We start from the raw sequence: 14,516 nt of genomic DNA on the forward strand, positions 1-14,516 counted from the left end.
CCGATGTCGCTTAAGCACTTTATCCAAATCACCAAACCGGGGATCATTTTCGGTAACGTGCTTTCTGTGGCAGGCGGTTTCTTCCTGGCCTCCAAGGGGCATGTCGATCTGGCCATTTTCTTGGCTGCGATGATCGGCACGTCCCTGGTGGTAGCTTCCGGTTGTGTGTTCAACAACTGCATCGACCGTGACATCGACTTGAAGATGGAACGCACCAAGAATCGTGTGCTGGTGCAGGGCCTTATCTCCCTGAAACTGGCACTGATCTACGCGACCGTTCTGGGTGTTGCCGGTGTAGCCCTGTTGTACAAGGTGGCCAACCCGTTGGCGGCGCTGTTTGCCGTGATCGGTTTTGTTATCTACGTCGGCCTTTACAGCCTGTACCTCAAGCGCAAGTCGGTTCACGGCACGCTGGTGGGCAGTCTGTCGGGGGCGATGCCGCCGGTGATTGGTTATGTGGCTGTAACCAATAGCTTCGACATGGCTGCGCTGGTGCTGCTGGTGATGTTCAGCCTGTGGCAGATGCCGCACTCCTATGCCATCGCGATCTTCCGCTTCAATGACTACCTGGCTGCGTCGATTCCGGTTCTGCCGGTTAAGCGTGGCATTCAGGTGGCCAAGAAACACATCCTGCTCTACATCCTGGCCTTCCTCGTGGCGACCTTGATGTTGACCTTCAGTGGCTATGCCGGCATGAGCTACCTCGCCGTCGCCGCCGCCATGGGCATGTACTGGTTGTACATGGCCTGGACCGGCTACAAGGCGGTGGATGACACCGTCTGGGCGCGCAAGCTGTTCGTGTTCTCGATCTTCACCATCACCGCGCTCAGCGTGATGATGTCCCTGGATTTCCAAGTGCCGAAAGAGCTGTTGCTGACCTACGCACACTGAGTCACCGAGCAACAAAAAGCCCCGCCTTCGCAAGAAGCGCGGGGCTTTTTATTGAGTGGCCTTTAAACTATTCCCACATTCTACAAATGCAGGAAGCAACGTGATGACTAAAAAAGCCGTGATGGTATTCAGTGGCGGGCAGGACTCGACCACCTGCCTGATCCAGGCGCTGGGGCAGTATGACGAAGTGCACTGCATTACCTTCGATTATGGCCAGCGCCATGTGGCCGAAGTTGAAGTCGCGCAGAAGTTGGCCAAGCAGTTGGGCGCCACCGTTCACAAAGTGATGGACGTGTCGCTGCTCAACGAGCTGGCAATCAGCAGCCTGACCCGCGACAACATTCCGGTGCCGACCGTGAACAGCTCGGGCGAAAGCCTGCCGAGTACTTTTGTGCCGGGGCGCAATATTCTGTTTCTGACCCTGGCGGCGATCTACGCCTATCAGGTCAAAGCTGAAAGCGTGATTACCGGTGTCTGCGAGACCGACTTCTCGGGTTACCCCGATTGCCGCGATGATTTTGTCAAAGCGCTGAACACGGCGCTTGAACTGGGCATGGACTACAAGCTGCGCCTGGACACGCCGTTGATGTGGCTGAACAAGGCTGAGACCTGGGCTTTGGCAGATTACCACCAGCAACTGGACCTGGTTCAGCACCAGACCCTGACTTGCTACAACGGCATCATTGGCACCGGCTGCGGTAATTGCGATGCATGCAACCTGCGGGCTCGGGGCTTGAATGAGTATTTGCAGGACAAGGCGGGTGTGATGAGCAGCCTGAAGCAGAAGTTGCAACTGAGCTAGGGGTTAGGGACCGTACTCGGTCTACAGTGGGAGCTGGCTTGCCTGCGATAGCATCAACTGAATGTCACTGACATACCGAGTTGTCTGCATCGCAGGCAAGCCAGCTCCCACATTTAGAGCGCATTACATCAGGCAGCGCTACCGGTAATCCAGCGTTTGAACAACGCACGCGCGCCATAGGCCGGCAGGATATTAAAAAACGCAAAGCCGACTTTGATCGCGATCTGCACGTAGATCATGCTCAAGATGTCGCTGGTCTGCATCGCGCCATAGAACGCAATAAAGCAGAACAGGAAACTGTCGATAATCACCGCAAAGAACGTACTGAGGAAAATCCGCAGGTACAGGTATTTGGAGTTGGTCAGTTCCTTGATCTTGCACAGCAAGTAGGAGTTTATGTTCTCCGACACCAGGAACGAGACCGAGGACGCGACCAGTACCGAGGACACCTGAATGATCACATCGTTGTAAGGGCCATCGAGTTTCCAGCCTGGCAGCCCTGGCAGAAACGTCGAGCCGTAGAGCAGGATGATGATCATCGCGTTACTGGCGAACGCAAACAAAATGGCACGTCTGGCCAGCCGCAGGCCGAATTGCTCGTTGAGCAAATCCACGATCAAAAACGTCAGCGGGTACAGAAACGTGCCTGGCGTGACGATGATGCCCATCGACTCCAGGTAAATAGGCTTGGTCGCGGCAATGCTGGTGAAGATATAAAACGTGAACAGCAACAGGTTCAGGATGATGTAGATCATCCAGGAGTTTTCGTTGCGGTCGTTTATATCGTAGGCCGTCAGCGTCCCTCCCTGTGAATAAAACTTCTTGTACATGTTCTTAACTTCCATTTTATTGAGGTTGTCCATTATTTCGCTGTTGATGACTTCGCTCAGCTTCATCTTGATGACCTTGCCGGTGGCGATCACCATGATCACCGCCAGGCGCTTGTCATTCTCAAAGCCCAGCAGCTTGTATTTGCTGTTTTCGATGCCCGCTTCATACGTTGTCATTGAAGCGCTCCTCAATGATGTCGCCGATTACACACAGGCGCTCTGAGCCAGCGCAGGCTTCAAGGGTGATAAACATCTTTTGGATGGCCCGGTCGTACACCAGCTTTTCTTTGCCCAGCGTTGACGTGCCTTTTTGCACGATGAGCAAATCGCCCGGCTCGTTGATACCGGGAATGCCACGTTCCAGGCGCACACCGATCAGGTTGTAGGAAGAGCCGAAGTAGTAGGTCAGCGGATACAGGGTGGCCAACTCGCCAATGCGCTTGTCCAGGTTCTGGATCACCAGGCTTTCCTTGAGCACCGGCACGGCGGCCGGGTTCATGTTGCCCTGTGGGGAAACACTGCTCTCGATGATTTCCTTGGCTTCAAAATCAAGGGTCTCGATTTCATCGTAGGAAACACCGAAGAAGTCCGAGATCTTGCGGACAGTGGACTGCTGCACGTTGACGACCTTGCCTTCCAGGATGTTGTAGATGGTGGTCCTGGTCAGGCCGGCGGCATTCGATAGCGACAGCTGCGTCTCGCCGCGGCTTTTGATCAAGTACTTGATGTTGCTCTTCAAGTGCTCGGTTTTTTCGCGTCTGTGTATCACGTGCTCACCACTTCCTTTTAGTCGTTAACGTCCGTTGTTTGCGCAACCACAGCAGGGAGTGCCCGTTCCGGGGGCGCTTGTGGTTTTGCGGCGGCGGGAGTGTTGCATGCGTCGGCCCTAACAATAAAGTCCGGATGCGCTGCGGGCGTGCTTTTGATGGGGCTGGAGTCTGGAAAATGAACATTTGATTTGGAAAATGTTTAATTTCCTGTTTAATTGATCCTCTCGGTTCAGGACGGACCGGCACGCAACGCCCAGGAAGGGACCCGCACTGATGGCATTCAATACCGTACCTCTGAAAGACCAGGCCGACCTGCTGCGTCGTGGCCTGGCGGATCTGCGCGCAGAAGACTTCGAACTCGCCAGCCTGCTGGATGCTGAAGTCACTCGCCAGCATCGCACCCTCTCATTGGTGGCTTCTTCCTGCGCGGTCAAGCCCCGCACTCTGGTGGCCTGCGCCTCAGCACTGGTCAACGTGAGCGCCGAAGGCACGCCCGGCAAACGCTATCGCACCGGCTGCGAAAATGTCGATTTAGTGGAGTCCCTGGCCATCCGCAGGGCGCGAGAGTTGTTCGATGCACATTACGCCGGCGTGCAGCCTCATTCGGCGTCCAATGCCATATCCCAAGTGCTTTCGGCGCTGCTTGAGCCGGGCGATACGCTACTGGGCATGGCCCACGACCATGGCGGCGAACTCACCCATGGCAGCCCGGCGGTGTTCACCGGGGCCTATTACAAGGCTATCCGCTACGGCACCACCGACGATGGCCTTATCGATTATGAGCAAGTGCGCAGCCTGGCCCTGGCCCATCGCCCACGCATCATTATTTGCGGTGCGGGTGCGTACTCAAGGGTGGTGGATTTTGAGCGGTTTCGCGCGATTGCCGACGAGGCGGGCGCCATCCTCTTGGCGGATATTTCCGCTATCGCCGGGTTGGTGGTGACGGGGCGCCACCCGAGCCCGATCAACGCCGCCCACGTCACCATCACCTGCACGCACAAGCAATTGGGTGGCCCACGGGGTGGGTTGATCCTGTGCGGCCGCGACGCCGAGGCCAAGGTGCCTGGCCTGCGGTCGACGTTCAGCCGTGTGCTGGATCAAGCCGTGTTCCCGCGTATGCAAGGGGCGCCGGCGGTGAATATGATCGCGGCAAAAGCGGCTGCCTTCGGGTACGCGAAGTCAGCAGAGTTTGATGCCTGTATGGGGCGTGGCCGTGCGCTTGCCGATGAGGTGGCCAGTGCGTTTGCGGCCCAGGGTTACGACGTGGTGGGCGGGCGCAGTGACAACCATACGGTACTGATCCGGTTGCCGGGCGCCATGACCGGCGCCATCGCCGAGGCGGCCCTGGAGTCTTGCGCCATTGTGGTAAGCAAGCACCGCGTACCGGGCGAGACACGCTCGAAGTTGGTCACCAGCGGTTTGTGTATTGGCACCGGCTGCATGGCGCAACGCGAACTCGACGCCGAGGGTTGCCGCCAGGTGATTGCGCTGGTGTGCCGGGTGTTGGAAAACGTCACCCCGCTGGGCGAACAGGACTATCGGCTTGAGCCTGAGGTGCGCGAGCAGGTGCGCACAGCGGTAGAGGCCCTGTGCATGAACTACCCGATCGCCGACTACCTGGAGGGTTGATCACGGCGCAGGTGGCTAAATCAGCTGAGCGCCTTCTCGTCATACTTCTTTGTACGAACCGTGAGAAACCATCACCCGTCTACAAGGAGTCGCGCCATGTTCAGCGTAAGTCGTCGGTCTCTTCTCGCCTTTGGCGCGGCCCTGCCGGTGCTGGGCCGCCTGGACTGGGCGGTCGCCAGCCCGCCACCGGCCCCGGCGGACACGGTGCGCCTCAATTACAACGAAAGCCCCTACGGCCCATCAGCCTCCGCCCGCGAGGCGATGCAGCGTGGCATCGGCCTCTCCGGGCTGTACCCCTATGGTTACATGTACGGCTTGGCCGAACAGTTCGCCAAATCGCAGGGGCTTGTCGAAGAACAGGTCGCTGTATTTGCCGGCTCCATGGCCGCCCTGCGCTACGCGGTGCTGGCGTTTACCAGTCAGGCCCGTGGTCTGGTGATGGCCACGCCGTCCTATGAAGTACCGCGTCAGGCCGCCGAGTCATGGAAGGCGCCGGTGTACGAAGTGAGCCTCAATGCCGACCACGCCCATGACGTGCCGGCCATGCTTGCCGCCGACCCTCAGGCGGGCATGCTGTACCTGTGCAACCCCAACAACCCGACCGGCACCCTGACACCCACCGAAGCGATCCGCCAGGCGCTGGCGAACAAACCCAAAGGCTGCGTGCTGGTGGTGGACGAGGCCTACATCGACTTCTGCGACGCACAAAGCTGCGTGAGTTGGGTCAAGGATCACGACGACTTACTGGTGCTGCGCACCTTCTCGAAAATCTACGGCATGGCCGGTGCGCGCCTGGGCCTGGCGATCGGCCACCCGGTGTTGCTGGAACGGCTGGCGGTGTTTGGTGGCGATAATGTGCCGGCGGCGTCCACGTTACTCGGTGCTCGGGCGAGCCTGGAAGACCTCAAGCTGGTGCCGCAACGCAAGGCGCTCAATGCCCAACTGCGTGACGAAACCGTGGCCTGGCTCAAGGCGCGGGGTTTTACCTGCACCGCGTCGCAAAGCAATTGCTTCATGATTAACGTGAAACAACCTGCAGAACAGGTGATCGAGAAGCTGGCTGCACAGGGCGTATTGGTCGGGCGGGTGTGGAAGGATTGGCCGCAGTGGGTGCGGGTGACGGTGGGCAACAAACAGGAGATGGCGCGGTTTCGCGAGGTGTTCGCGAGTCTTTAAAGCAACACAAAACCCATGTGGGAGCTGGCTTGCCTGCGATAGCAGCACCTCGGTCTATCAGGCAAACCGAGGTGATGCTATCGCAGGCAAGCCAGCTCCCACCTTTTGAGCAATGCGTTACTGCTGCTGCGCGATGCTGTACCCATCAAACGCCGTCTGCTGCTGCAGCGCAGTAATCACACTCTTGCGGCTCAACGGCTGCTCGGCGCCGGCGTTATCCACAAAGCTCTCGGTTTCAAGCTCAGCCTCATCACCTTCACCCACAAAGCTGAAGCCTAAAAACTCGAATGCCTCACGGTCAACGTTGAGCTTGGAGCGCGGCGTGCGCAGCGGCAGGGTGACGCTGATGCCATCCTTGCTGATCACAAACACTTCGGCTTCTTTCTTGGCCCGTGCAGCCTTGCCCTTACCGGCGCTTGGGTTGCTGATGGCCTGGTGAGACTGGTTCAGCACCTTGAGGGCCAGGCCGTAGACCAGCTCCTGGAACTCGGGGTCGTCCTTGAAACTGGAGAGGATGCGGCTGATCGAGAACTTACTGCTCAAGTCTTCCAGGGCGATGTTGTCGGCCGCTTCGGCATCCTTGAGTTGCTTGAGCTGGCCCATCAGGTCGTAGGCCTTGTCGTCGTCGAAAGCGTCATGGGCCTGGCGAATGGCCACGCGCAGTTCACGGATCTGGTCGCTTTCCTTGGAGGTGTGGAACGCGTCCAGCACCATCTCGCTGATGATCTTGGCCGCAGGCACATGCTGTGAAAGATTGATGGCGTTTTCGTATTCGGCCTTCGAGTGCAGGGCGACTACGGATTCTTCGGCGGCGTGTTCGGTGTAAGAATCAGGCATTGAAATTTCACTACTTCAGTAAACGGGGGACAAAAAAGCGTCGCGCATTTTCGGCGGCCACGCAGGTCAGGTCAAGGCAGCACACTGCCCTTATCGCGGCGCAAGGCGCTCAGCGCCCGCTGCAATCGATCGGCCCGCCCGCAGAACAGACCAACGGTAAACCCCGACACACCGCCTACGGCCAGCAACATCTCAGGCGTGCTCAACAGCAACGGATGCACGGCCTGCTGATAGCCGAAGTAGTATTTCACCGCAAAGAACAGCTGCGAGATCAACAGGGTTTTCCAGGTACCCGCCAGCACCAGCGTTTCGCCATTGGCATCGAGCCGGGCGCCGTCGGCGTTGAACAGCAACATCCCCAGCAGGCTGCCCGCGAGCGCACCCGCGACCCAGGCGCCGCTCGACAGGATCGAGGGCGCCAGCGACATCAGCGACCACACCACCAGCACCACCGGCAAAATCAGCAGCGAGCGGCGATTCTCACGCCCGCCCATGCAGGCCTTGATGCCGTAATAACAAATCCACAGGTAGATGGCGTATACCCACAGGGGCGTGCCTTGGAGGATATCGAGCATGGGTGCGTCCTTGCGGGGGCGGGAAGCGCTGATAGTCGTTGAGCCATCATCGTTTTGTCCATCGATTTGGCGCTGACTCACATCAACACCCTCCACGGCAAAACCCGTTACAACACAAAGGCCTGATGAACCCATAAAAACAACCGCTGGCCTGCGCCGAGGGGGCTACTCCACGCCAGGTTATTAAAGGATTAATGCAATGGCCTTTTCATTGTCCCGCCTGGCCTTGCTGGGGGCGACGCTGTGTCTTGCGCTACCTCTGCACGCCGCCCCAACCCAAATCGAGCAGGGTCAATACGTGGCCCAACTGGGCGACTGCATCGCTTGCCATACCGCCAGGCAAGGCCAGGTGATGGCCGGCGGGCTGGAGTTGAGCACGCCGATGGGCATGATCTATTCGAGCAACATCACGCCGGACCGCGACACTGGTATCGGTAATTACAGCTTCGAGCAGTTCGACAAGGTGATGCGTGAAGGCGTGACGCCGGCGGGCATCAACCTTTACCCGGCGATGCCGTATCCGTCCTACGCGAAGATGAGCGCAGAGGACATGCGCGCCCTGTACGCCTACCTGATGCAAGGCGTGGAGCCGGTGCAACAGGCCAACCTTGAGGCGGACATGGGCTTCCCGTTCAATCAGCGCTGGGGCCTGGCGCTGTGGAATGTTGCCTTTCTCGACAAGCAACCGTTCCAACCTGACCCGCAGCGTAGCGGGGTGCTCAACCGTGGTGCCTACCTGGTCCAGGGCCTGGGGCATTGCGGCTCGTGCCACACGCCACGGGGCATCGCCTTCCAGGAAAAAGCCATGAGCGATGCGGGCCGCAGCGGCCGGCATTACCTGGCCGGTGAAACCGTCGAGCACTGGCGCGCCCTGAGCCTGCGCAACCTGTGGACGGTGCCAGACACCGTGCAACTGCTCAAGACCGGGCAGAACCGCTTTGCCACGGTCGCTGGCAACATGGCCGATGTGATCCACCACAGCACCCAGCACTTCAGTGTTGACGACCTCACGGCCATCGCCAGTTACCTCAAATCCCTGCCGCCCGGTAAAGATGATCTGCCAATGCCAGCGGTCGCCCAAGCACCGGCCGCACCGCCAGCCGACCTGTTCACCAGCCGTGGCGGCCTGGGCTATATGCAGTTTTGCAGTGATTGCCACCGCAGTGACGGCGCTGGCGTAAAAGGCCTGTTTCCACCTTTGGCCGGTAACCCGAGCATTGCCTCGAACAACCCGACGTCGCTGTTGCATATCACCCTGACCGGCTGGGAAACCGCGCAAACCGCCGCCCACCCAAGGGTCTACACCATGCCCGGTTTCAGCCGGCTGGCCGATCAGGAAATCGCCGAGATCCTGACCTTCGTGCGCACCAGTTGGGGCAACGCTGGCACGCCAATCAGCGCCGCCCAGGTGAAAACCCAGCGCGATCAGCTCAACCCCGCCACCACCGATTCGTCAGCCTTCGAAACCCCAAGGCTGGCGAATTTGCTCGCCGCACCCAACGCCGACCAGGTTATTCGCGGCATGCGCCTGCACCTGCAAACCAAGGCGCTGCTGCCGGATAACGTCGGCAATTCGCTCAACTGCGCTAGTTGCCATCTCAACGCCGGCACCGTGGCGGATGGTTCGCCGTTTGTGGGTGTGTCGGCGTTCTTCCCCAGTTACGCGCCGCGTGCGGGCAAGGTGGTGACGCTGGAGGAGCGCATCAATGGCTGTTTCCGCCGTTCCATGAACGGCAAGCCGCTGGCGCCGCAGTCGGCGGATATGCAGGCGATGGTCGCCTACTTTGACTGGATGAAAAACAACACCCGCCCTGAAGATAAAGTCGCCGGGCGTGGCGTGGGCAAGATCGACCCGGCGATCAAGCCGGACCTGGACAACGGCAAGCAGGTGTATGCCAAGCAATGCGCGGTGTGCCATGGCGATAACGGCCAAGGCCTGGCGCGTGCCGACGGCGAGCTGGTGTACCCGCCATTGTGGGGCGAGCAGTCGTTCAACATCGGCGCCGGTATGGCACGGCCTTACACCGCGGCGGCGTTTGTGAAACGCAACATGCCGATCGGCTTCCACGAAAAATTCCCGCTGGGGCAGGGCGGTTTGTCGGACCAGGAAGCGGTGGATGTGGCGGCGTATTTCTCTGGCCAACCGCGCCCGGATTTTCCGGACAAGGTCAGAGACTGGCCCAACGGCGGCAAGCCCGTGGATGCGCGCTACTAGTTCAACTGCTTAAGGCAGGCCTCGAGAATATCCAGGCCTTGCTCCAGCACCGCAGGCTCGGTGGTCAGCGGTGCCAGCAGGCGGATGATATGCCGCGACTTGCCGCTGGGCATCAGCAGCAAGCCGGCATCGCGTGCCAGGCTGAGCAGTTGGGTCAGTTGCTGGGGAGCGGGCGTGCCGTCGGCATGTGCCAGCTCGATGCCGCGCATGGCACCCACGCCGGTCAGACGGCCCAGATAGGGCGACAGTTGCTGCTCGCGCCAGGCGGCATAACGGCGAACGATGGCGGCTTCCTGCTGTGACCCCCAGGTTTTCAATTGCGCGTCGGTCATCGCATCCAATGTTGCCAAAGCAGCCGCGCAGGCAATTGGGTTTCCGGAATAGGTGCCACCGAGGCCGCCTTTGGGCAAGTTGTCGAGCAGCGCCTTGCGCCCGACCACCGCGCCCAATGGCACGCCACCGGCGATGCTTTTGCCGAGCAGGATCAGATCCGGCTCGATGCCCAGGCGCGAGAAGGCAAAACGCTGGCCGGTACGCCCGAAGCCGGACTGGATTTCATCGGCAATCAGCAGGATGTTTTTATCATCACAGAAGCGGCGCAGGGCCTGGGCGAACTCGATGTCCAGGGCCAGAAAGCCGCCTTCGCCCTGCACCGGCTCGATGATGAAACAGGCCACATCGTTGACGTCGATTTCCACGCTGAACAGACGGTCCATGGCCTTCAGGGCTTCGGCGCAGGTCACACCGTTATCGGCGCTGGGGTAGGGCAGGTGATACACCGGGCCGGGTAGCACGCCGACCTTTTGCTTGTAGGGCGCCACCTTGCCATTGAGGTTGAGGGTGGCCAGGGTGCGGCCGTGGAAGGCGCCGTCAAAGGCGATCACCGCCGTGCGGCCGGTGGCGCCGCGCACGATTTTCAAGGCGTTTTCCGCCGCTTCCGCGCCGCTGTTGGTGAGCATGCCGCTTACCGCGTAATCCACCGGGATAAACGCACAAAGGCGATCCATCAGCTCGATGTAGGGCGCATGCGGCGCGGCGTTGAAGGCATAGTGGGTGAGCCGGGTGGCTTGTTCGCGAATCGCTTCCACCACGCCTGGGTGACAGTGCCCGAGGTTGAGCACGCCAATGCCACCGACAAAATCGATATAGCGCTTGCCCGTGGTGTCCCAGACTTCGGCATTTTTACCGTGACTGAGGCTGATGGGGTGAACGATGGAAATCGACTGGCTGATGCTTTCGCGGCTCATGAATCGGGGACTCGGCAATGGCGGGCGTGTATTTATCTAAGCTGCGCAGCCGGCCTTGCCGCAAACGAAATAAAGTCGCCGGGTCATTCCAAATCGGAAGGAGCTGTTGCCTAAAGGTCGTTTGTGGCCACGCTGCAAACCTGACAATACTGCCGGGCAACCTCAGAAACCGGCGCGGGCAGTGCGGCGCCGAATAATAAAAGACTCACAGGGAGTGCCTCGCATGAACCACCTCAAAACCCTTATCGCTGCCACGGCCGTGGCGCTTGCCGGCAGTGCCCACGCGGGCGTGACCCTGGACGCTATCCAGAAAAAAGGCTTTATCCAGTGCGGCGTCAGTGACGGCCTGCCGGGCTTCGGCGTGCCCGACAGCCAGGGCAAGATGACCGGCATCGATGTTGATGTGTGCCACGCCGTCGCCGCCGCCGTGTTCGGTGATGCGTCAAAAGTGAAGTTCACCCAGTTGACCGCCAAGGAGCGATTCACCGCGCTGCAATCGGGCGAAATCGATTTGATTTCGCGCAACACCACCTGGACCAGTTCCCGCGATTCCGGCATGGGCCTGGTGTTTACCGGCGTGACCTATTACGACGGCATCGGCTTTCTGGTCAACAACAAGTTGGGCGTGACCGCCGCCAAGCAACTCGATGGCGCGACCGTCTGCATCCAGGCCGGCACCACCACCGAACTCAACGTTTCCGATTATTTTCGTACCCACGGCATGAAGTACACGCCGATCACCTTCGACACCGCCGACGAGAGCGCCAAGGGCCTGGAAGCCGGGCGTTGCGACGTGCTCACCACCGACCAGTCGGGCCTGTATGCCCAGCGCATCAAGATGGCCCACCCGGATGAGTTCGTGGTGCTGCCCGAGGTGATCTCCAAAGAGCCGTTGGGGCCGCTGGTGCGCAAGGGCGACGATGAGTGGTTCAGCATCGTCAAGTGGACCCTGTTTGCCATGCTCAATGCCGAAGAAATGGGCATCACCTCGCAGAATGTCGAGGCGCAGGCCAAGTCCACTCAGAACCCCGACGTTGCGCGGCTGCTCGGGGCCGACGGCGATTACGGCAAAGACCTGAAGCTGCGCAAGGATTGGGTGGTGCAGATCGTCAAGCAAGTAGGCAACTACGATGAGGTGTTCGAACGCAATATCGGCCAGGGCAGCGTGCTGAAGATCAAGCGCGGGCTCAATGCGTTGTGGAGCAATGGCGGCATCCAGTACGCACCGCCGGTGCGTTGACTGAACACTGCCTCAGGTGGGAGCTGGCTTGCCTGCGATGGCCACAGGTATCTCCACAACTTTCTAAGGCCGCCACATTCCTCTGTGGCGAGCGGGCTTGCCCGCGTTGGGCTGCGCAGCAGCCCCAGTGCGGGTACCGTGATACTCCTGAAAGAACTCTGCGTCTGTTTTTTGGGGCTGCTGCGCAGCCCAACGCAGGACAAGCCTGCTCGCCACAACAGCCCACTTGTCACAGACGTGGTATGTGTAGATATCTATGCTGCGATGACGGCCTACCTGTGAGTGCATCGGTTACTGACACACGGCTAGCGCAGGCAAGCCAGCTCCCACATCACTCCGAGGCCACATCCTTGCCGGCGGCTTTGGACCGGTACAGTGCTTGATCGGCACGTGCCATCAAGGCGGCGGGCGTTTCGCCCATTCGCCGCTCCACCACGCCCAGGCTCAGGGTGACTTTGAAGTCGCCCACGGCGGGCATCTCGGCGATGGCCTGACGGATACGTTCGGCCAATTGCCTGGCGGTGTCCAAGCTGCTTTTGGGCAGGATCACCATAAACTCATCGCCACCCCAGCGTGCGAGCAAGTCGCCTTGGCGCATACAGGTTTCCAGGCTGTCTACCACGCTCACCAGGGTCTGGTCGCCGACGCCATGACCATGTTTGTCGTTGATCGGCTTGAAGTCGTCGATATCCATGGCCACCAAGGCCAGCGGTACGCGGAAGCGCTCGGCACGGTCGCACTCCTCCAGCAACACCTTTTCCAGGCGATAACGGTTGGCGATGCGTGTCAGGGCATCCTGTTCGGCCAGGGAGCGGTTCTCGTCCAACTGCATTTGCAGTTGCTGATTGACTCGTGACAACTCAAGGGTGCGTTCGGCCACCAGCGCTTCCAGCGACTGGTTGCGCTTTTGCAGCTGTTCGATGGAGATTTTGCGTGTATGGATATCGCGGTGTGCGCCGACCATGCGTGCCACTGAATTGTCGGGGTTACGTGCAATGACGTAGCCACGGTCCTCGATCCACAAGTAAGTGCCGTCAGCCTTGCGGCAACGATACTCGGCCTGGTAATGGGGCGCGCGTTGGCTGATGTAGTCATCAAATACGGCCATGACGCGTGGATAATCTTCGGAGTGGATCACGTTCTCCCAGGTGAACACGCTGTTCTCCAGGGAGTGGCGGGGGTAGCCAAGCATCATGTACCAGCCGGGGCTGCGGTACACGAAACCCGTGTTGGCATTCCAGTCCCAGATGCCGTCGCTGACCAGTTCCATCACCGCATGCAACATGTCGGCGTTGAGTTCGGAAAAGTTATTGCGCAGCGGTTTATTGCCGGATGTCTCGTTCATCTGTGCACTTCCCTGCCTGTGCTGGCTTCCAAGGCCAGTCTTCATTGACGCCGGTACACCGTGGCTGAGGTTACTCTACATCGCGGCTTGCGCGCTTTGAATAGGATGAGTGTGCTGCTTTAGTGGTGTGGCGATAGGCCATTAATCAGCAGGTGGGGCGACATACGTTGTGCTCGCCTGGCACGAGCTTTCACGCCCTGGCGGGCCTTGCTTGCGTGTTCGGTACCAGGCGTACTTCGACATGTTGATCCAAAGCCCTTGCCGCACTGGCCAGGGTGGACAGCGTCATGCCCGCGTCGTTTTGGTCCAGCGCTCGATCGACGGCGGTGCGGCTGGTATGCATACGTTCGGCCAGCGCTTTCTTGCTGACCTTCTGCACCTTCATCGCCTCTGCCAATTGCCAGGCAATAACACGCTTCAACGCTCCGGCAGAGACTTCTTCTATGAGCCCATCATCGCTGAGAAAATCATCAAAGTTGGAGCCGATATGCTTATTCATGGAATGTTCCTCAGAGCTTGTTTTTGCGATGCCTGGCGGTGTTCAGGTCGACTGAAGGCGTTTTCTGACTCTTTTTAATAAAGCCGTGCAGCAAAATCATCTGGCTGGCGACCAAGGTAAAAATGACGCGTGCAGCATTTTCACCAAGATCGGTTCGGACCTCCCAAAGGCGATGCTCCAGCTTCCTAACCAACGGCATCCCTTGCGGCCATCCGAGTTGGACCGATTTTATGTCAGTGCCTATAAGCTTTTTTGATTCCCTGGGCAGTTCCATCAGCCATTCACGCACGGGCTCGTTGCCAGCCTCGGTTCGGTAAAATGCGACGTTCAACACGAGAGGTAGGTCGTTCACAGAGAGTGCACCAAAATAGGTTCATAAGGCAATCAGCGATTGAAGGGTCTTTTCGCGAAGATTGGTCAGAGCCTGGCACTTATTTTGTGAGTGGCTGAGGTTGAAGCG

14 protein-coding genes are annotated in these 14,516 nt (G+C 59.4%); 6 read left to right on the forward strand and 8 right to left on the reverse strand.

Features of this window, described 5'->3' with window-relative positions; translation table 11 throughout:
• The first annotated feature begins 3 nt into the window (after positions 1-3).
• Together cyoE and queC are read left to right on the forward strand one after the other, a co-directional pair.
• Positions 4-891: a heme o synthase gene (cyoE, locus tag HX790_RS28050; protein ID WP_017135069.1), complete on the forward strand. Its 888-nt coding sequence runs from the start codon at positions 4-6 to the stop codon at positions 889-891.
• Positions 892-994: 103 nt separating this feature from the next.
• Positions 995-1,693 carry a 7-cyano-7-deazaguanine synthase QueC gene (queC, locus tag HX790_RS28055; RefSeq protein WP_017135068.1) on the forward strand — a complete coding sequence of 233 codons (699 nt, stop codon included), beginning with the start codon at positions 995-997 and terminating at the stop codon, positions 1,691-1,693.
• 128 nt (positions 1,694-1,821) lie between these two features.
• Here queC and HX790_RS28060 read toward each other — a convergent pair whose 3' ends face one another.
• A complete protein-coding gene (locus HX790_RS28060) occupies positions 1,822-2,700 on the reverse strand; it encodes a queuosine precursor transporter (protein WP_017135067.1) in 879 nt (292 codons plus the stop codon).
• Positions 2,687-3,292 (reverse strand): helix-turn-helix transcriptional regulator, encoded by a 606-nt coding sequence (locus HX790_RS28065; protein ID WP_017135066.1) that lies wholly within the window; start codon positions 3,290-3,292, stop codon positions 2,687-2,689. The genes HX790_RS28060 and HX790_RS28065 overlap by 14 nt, the downstream gene beginning before the upstream one ends.
• Before the next feature lie 274 nt (positions 3,293-3,566).
• On the opposite strand from HX790_RS28065, the gene glyA reads away from it, so the two are divergent.
• A complete protein-coding gene (gene glyA, locus HX790_RS28070; RefSeq protein ID WP_176992548.1) occupies positions 3,567-4,922 on the forward strand; it encodes a serine hydroxymethyltransferase in 1,356 nt (451 codons plus the stop codon).
• Positions 4,923-5,018: 96 nt separating this feature from the next.
• The gene (locus HX790_RS28075) at positions 5,019-6,098 is read left to right on the forward strand and encodes a pyridoxal phosphate-dependent aminotransferase (RefSeq protein ID WP_176992549.1); all 1,080 of its coding nucleotides are present in this window, start codon (positions 5,019-5,021) and stop codon (positions 6,096-6,098) included.
• Between the two features lie 117 nt (positions 6,099-6,215).
• Here the strand turns inward: HX790_RS28075 and HX790_RS28080 are convergent, their stop codons facing one another.
• Both HX790_RS28080 and HX790_RS28085 read right to left on the reverse strand, forming a co-directional pair.
• Entirely contained in the window at positions 6,216-6,935 is a 720-nt protein-coding gene (locus HX790_RS28080) for a hypothetical protein (RefSeq protein WP_017135403.1), read from the reverse strand.
• Between the two features lie 71 nt (positions 6,936-7,006).
• On the reverse strand, positions 7,007-7,510 hold the full coding sequence (locus tag HX790_RS28085; protein WP_017135404.1) for a DUF6622 family protein: 504 nt from the start codon (positions 7,508-7,510) through the stop codon (positions 7,007-7,009).
• Between the two features lie 199 nt (positions 7,511-7,709).
• Here HX790_RS28085 and HX790_RS28090 point away from each other — a divergent pair, with 199 nt between their 5' ends.
• Positions 7,710-9,725, forward strand: a complete 2,016-nt coding sequence (locus HX790_RS28090) for a c-type cytochrome (RefSeq protein ID WP_176992550.1) — start codon at positions 7,710-7,712, stop codon at positions 9,723-9,725.
• Here HX790_RS28090 and HX790_RS28095 read toward each other — a convergent pair.
• Positions 9,722-10,972: an aspartate aminotransferase family protein gene (locus HX790_RS28095; protein WP_138451319.1), complete on the reverse strand. Its 1,251-nt coding sequence runs from the start codon at positions 10,970-10,972 to the stop codon at positions 9,722-9,724. The genes HX790_RS28090 and HX790_RS28095 overlap by 4 nt on opposite strands.
• Before the next feature lie 223 nt (positions 10,973-11,195).
• Here HX790_RS28095 and HX790_RS28100 point away from each other — a divergent pair, with 223 nt between their 5' ends.
• A complete protein-coding gene (locus HX790_RS28100; protein ID WP_026013555.1) occupies positions 11,196-12,212 on the forward strand; it encodes an amino acid ABC transporter substrate-binding protein in 1,017 nt (338 codons plus the stop codon).
• A gap of 331 nt (positions 12,213-12,543) precedes the next feature.
• Here HX790_RS28100 and HX790_RS28105 read toward each other — a convergent pair whose 3' ends face one another.
• The 3 genes from HX790_RS28105 to HX790_RS28115 all read right to left on the reverse strand — a co-directional run bounded on the left by HX790_RS28105 (position 12,544) and on the right by HX790_RS28115 (position 14,408).
• Positions 12,544-13,557 (reverse strand): sensor domain-containing diguanylate cyclase, encoded by a 1,014-nt coding sequence (locus tag HX790_RS28105; RefSeq protein ID WP_099549457.1) that lies wholly within the window; start codon positions 13,555-13,557, stop codon positions 12,544-12,546.
• A 190-nt stretch (positions 13,558-13,747) separates the two neighbouring features.
• Positions 13,748-14,056, reverse strand: coding sequence for an XRE family transcriptional regulator (locus HX790_RS28110; protein WP_169988415.1), 309 nt, complete (start codon positions 14,054-14,056; stop codon positions 13,748-13,750).
• Positions 14,057-14,066: 10 nt separating this feature from the next.
• A complete protein-coding gene (locus tag HX790_RS28115) occupies positions 14,067-14,408 on the reverse strand; it encodes a type II toxin-antitoxin system RelE/ParE family toxin (protein ID WP_017135409.1) in 342 nt (113 codons plus the stop codon).
• Between the last annotated feature and the right edge of the window lie 108 nt (positions 14,409-14,516).

The organism is Pseudomonas sp. IPO3747, assembly GCF_013385245.1.
Taxonomy (GTDB): domain Bacteria; phylum Pseudomonadota; class Gammaproteobacteria; order Pseudomonadales; family Pseudomonadaceae; genus Aquipseudomonas; species Aquipseudomonas edaphica.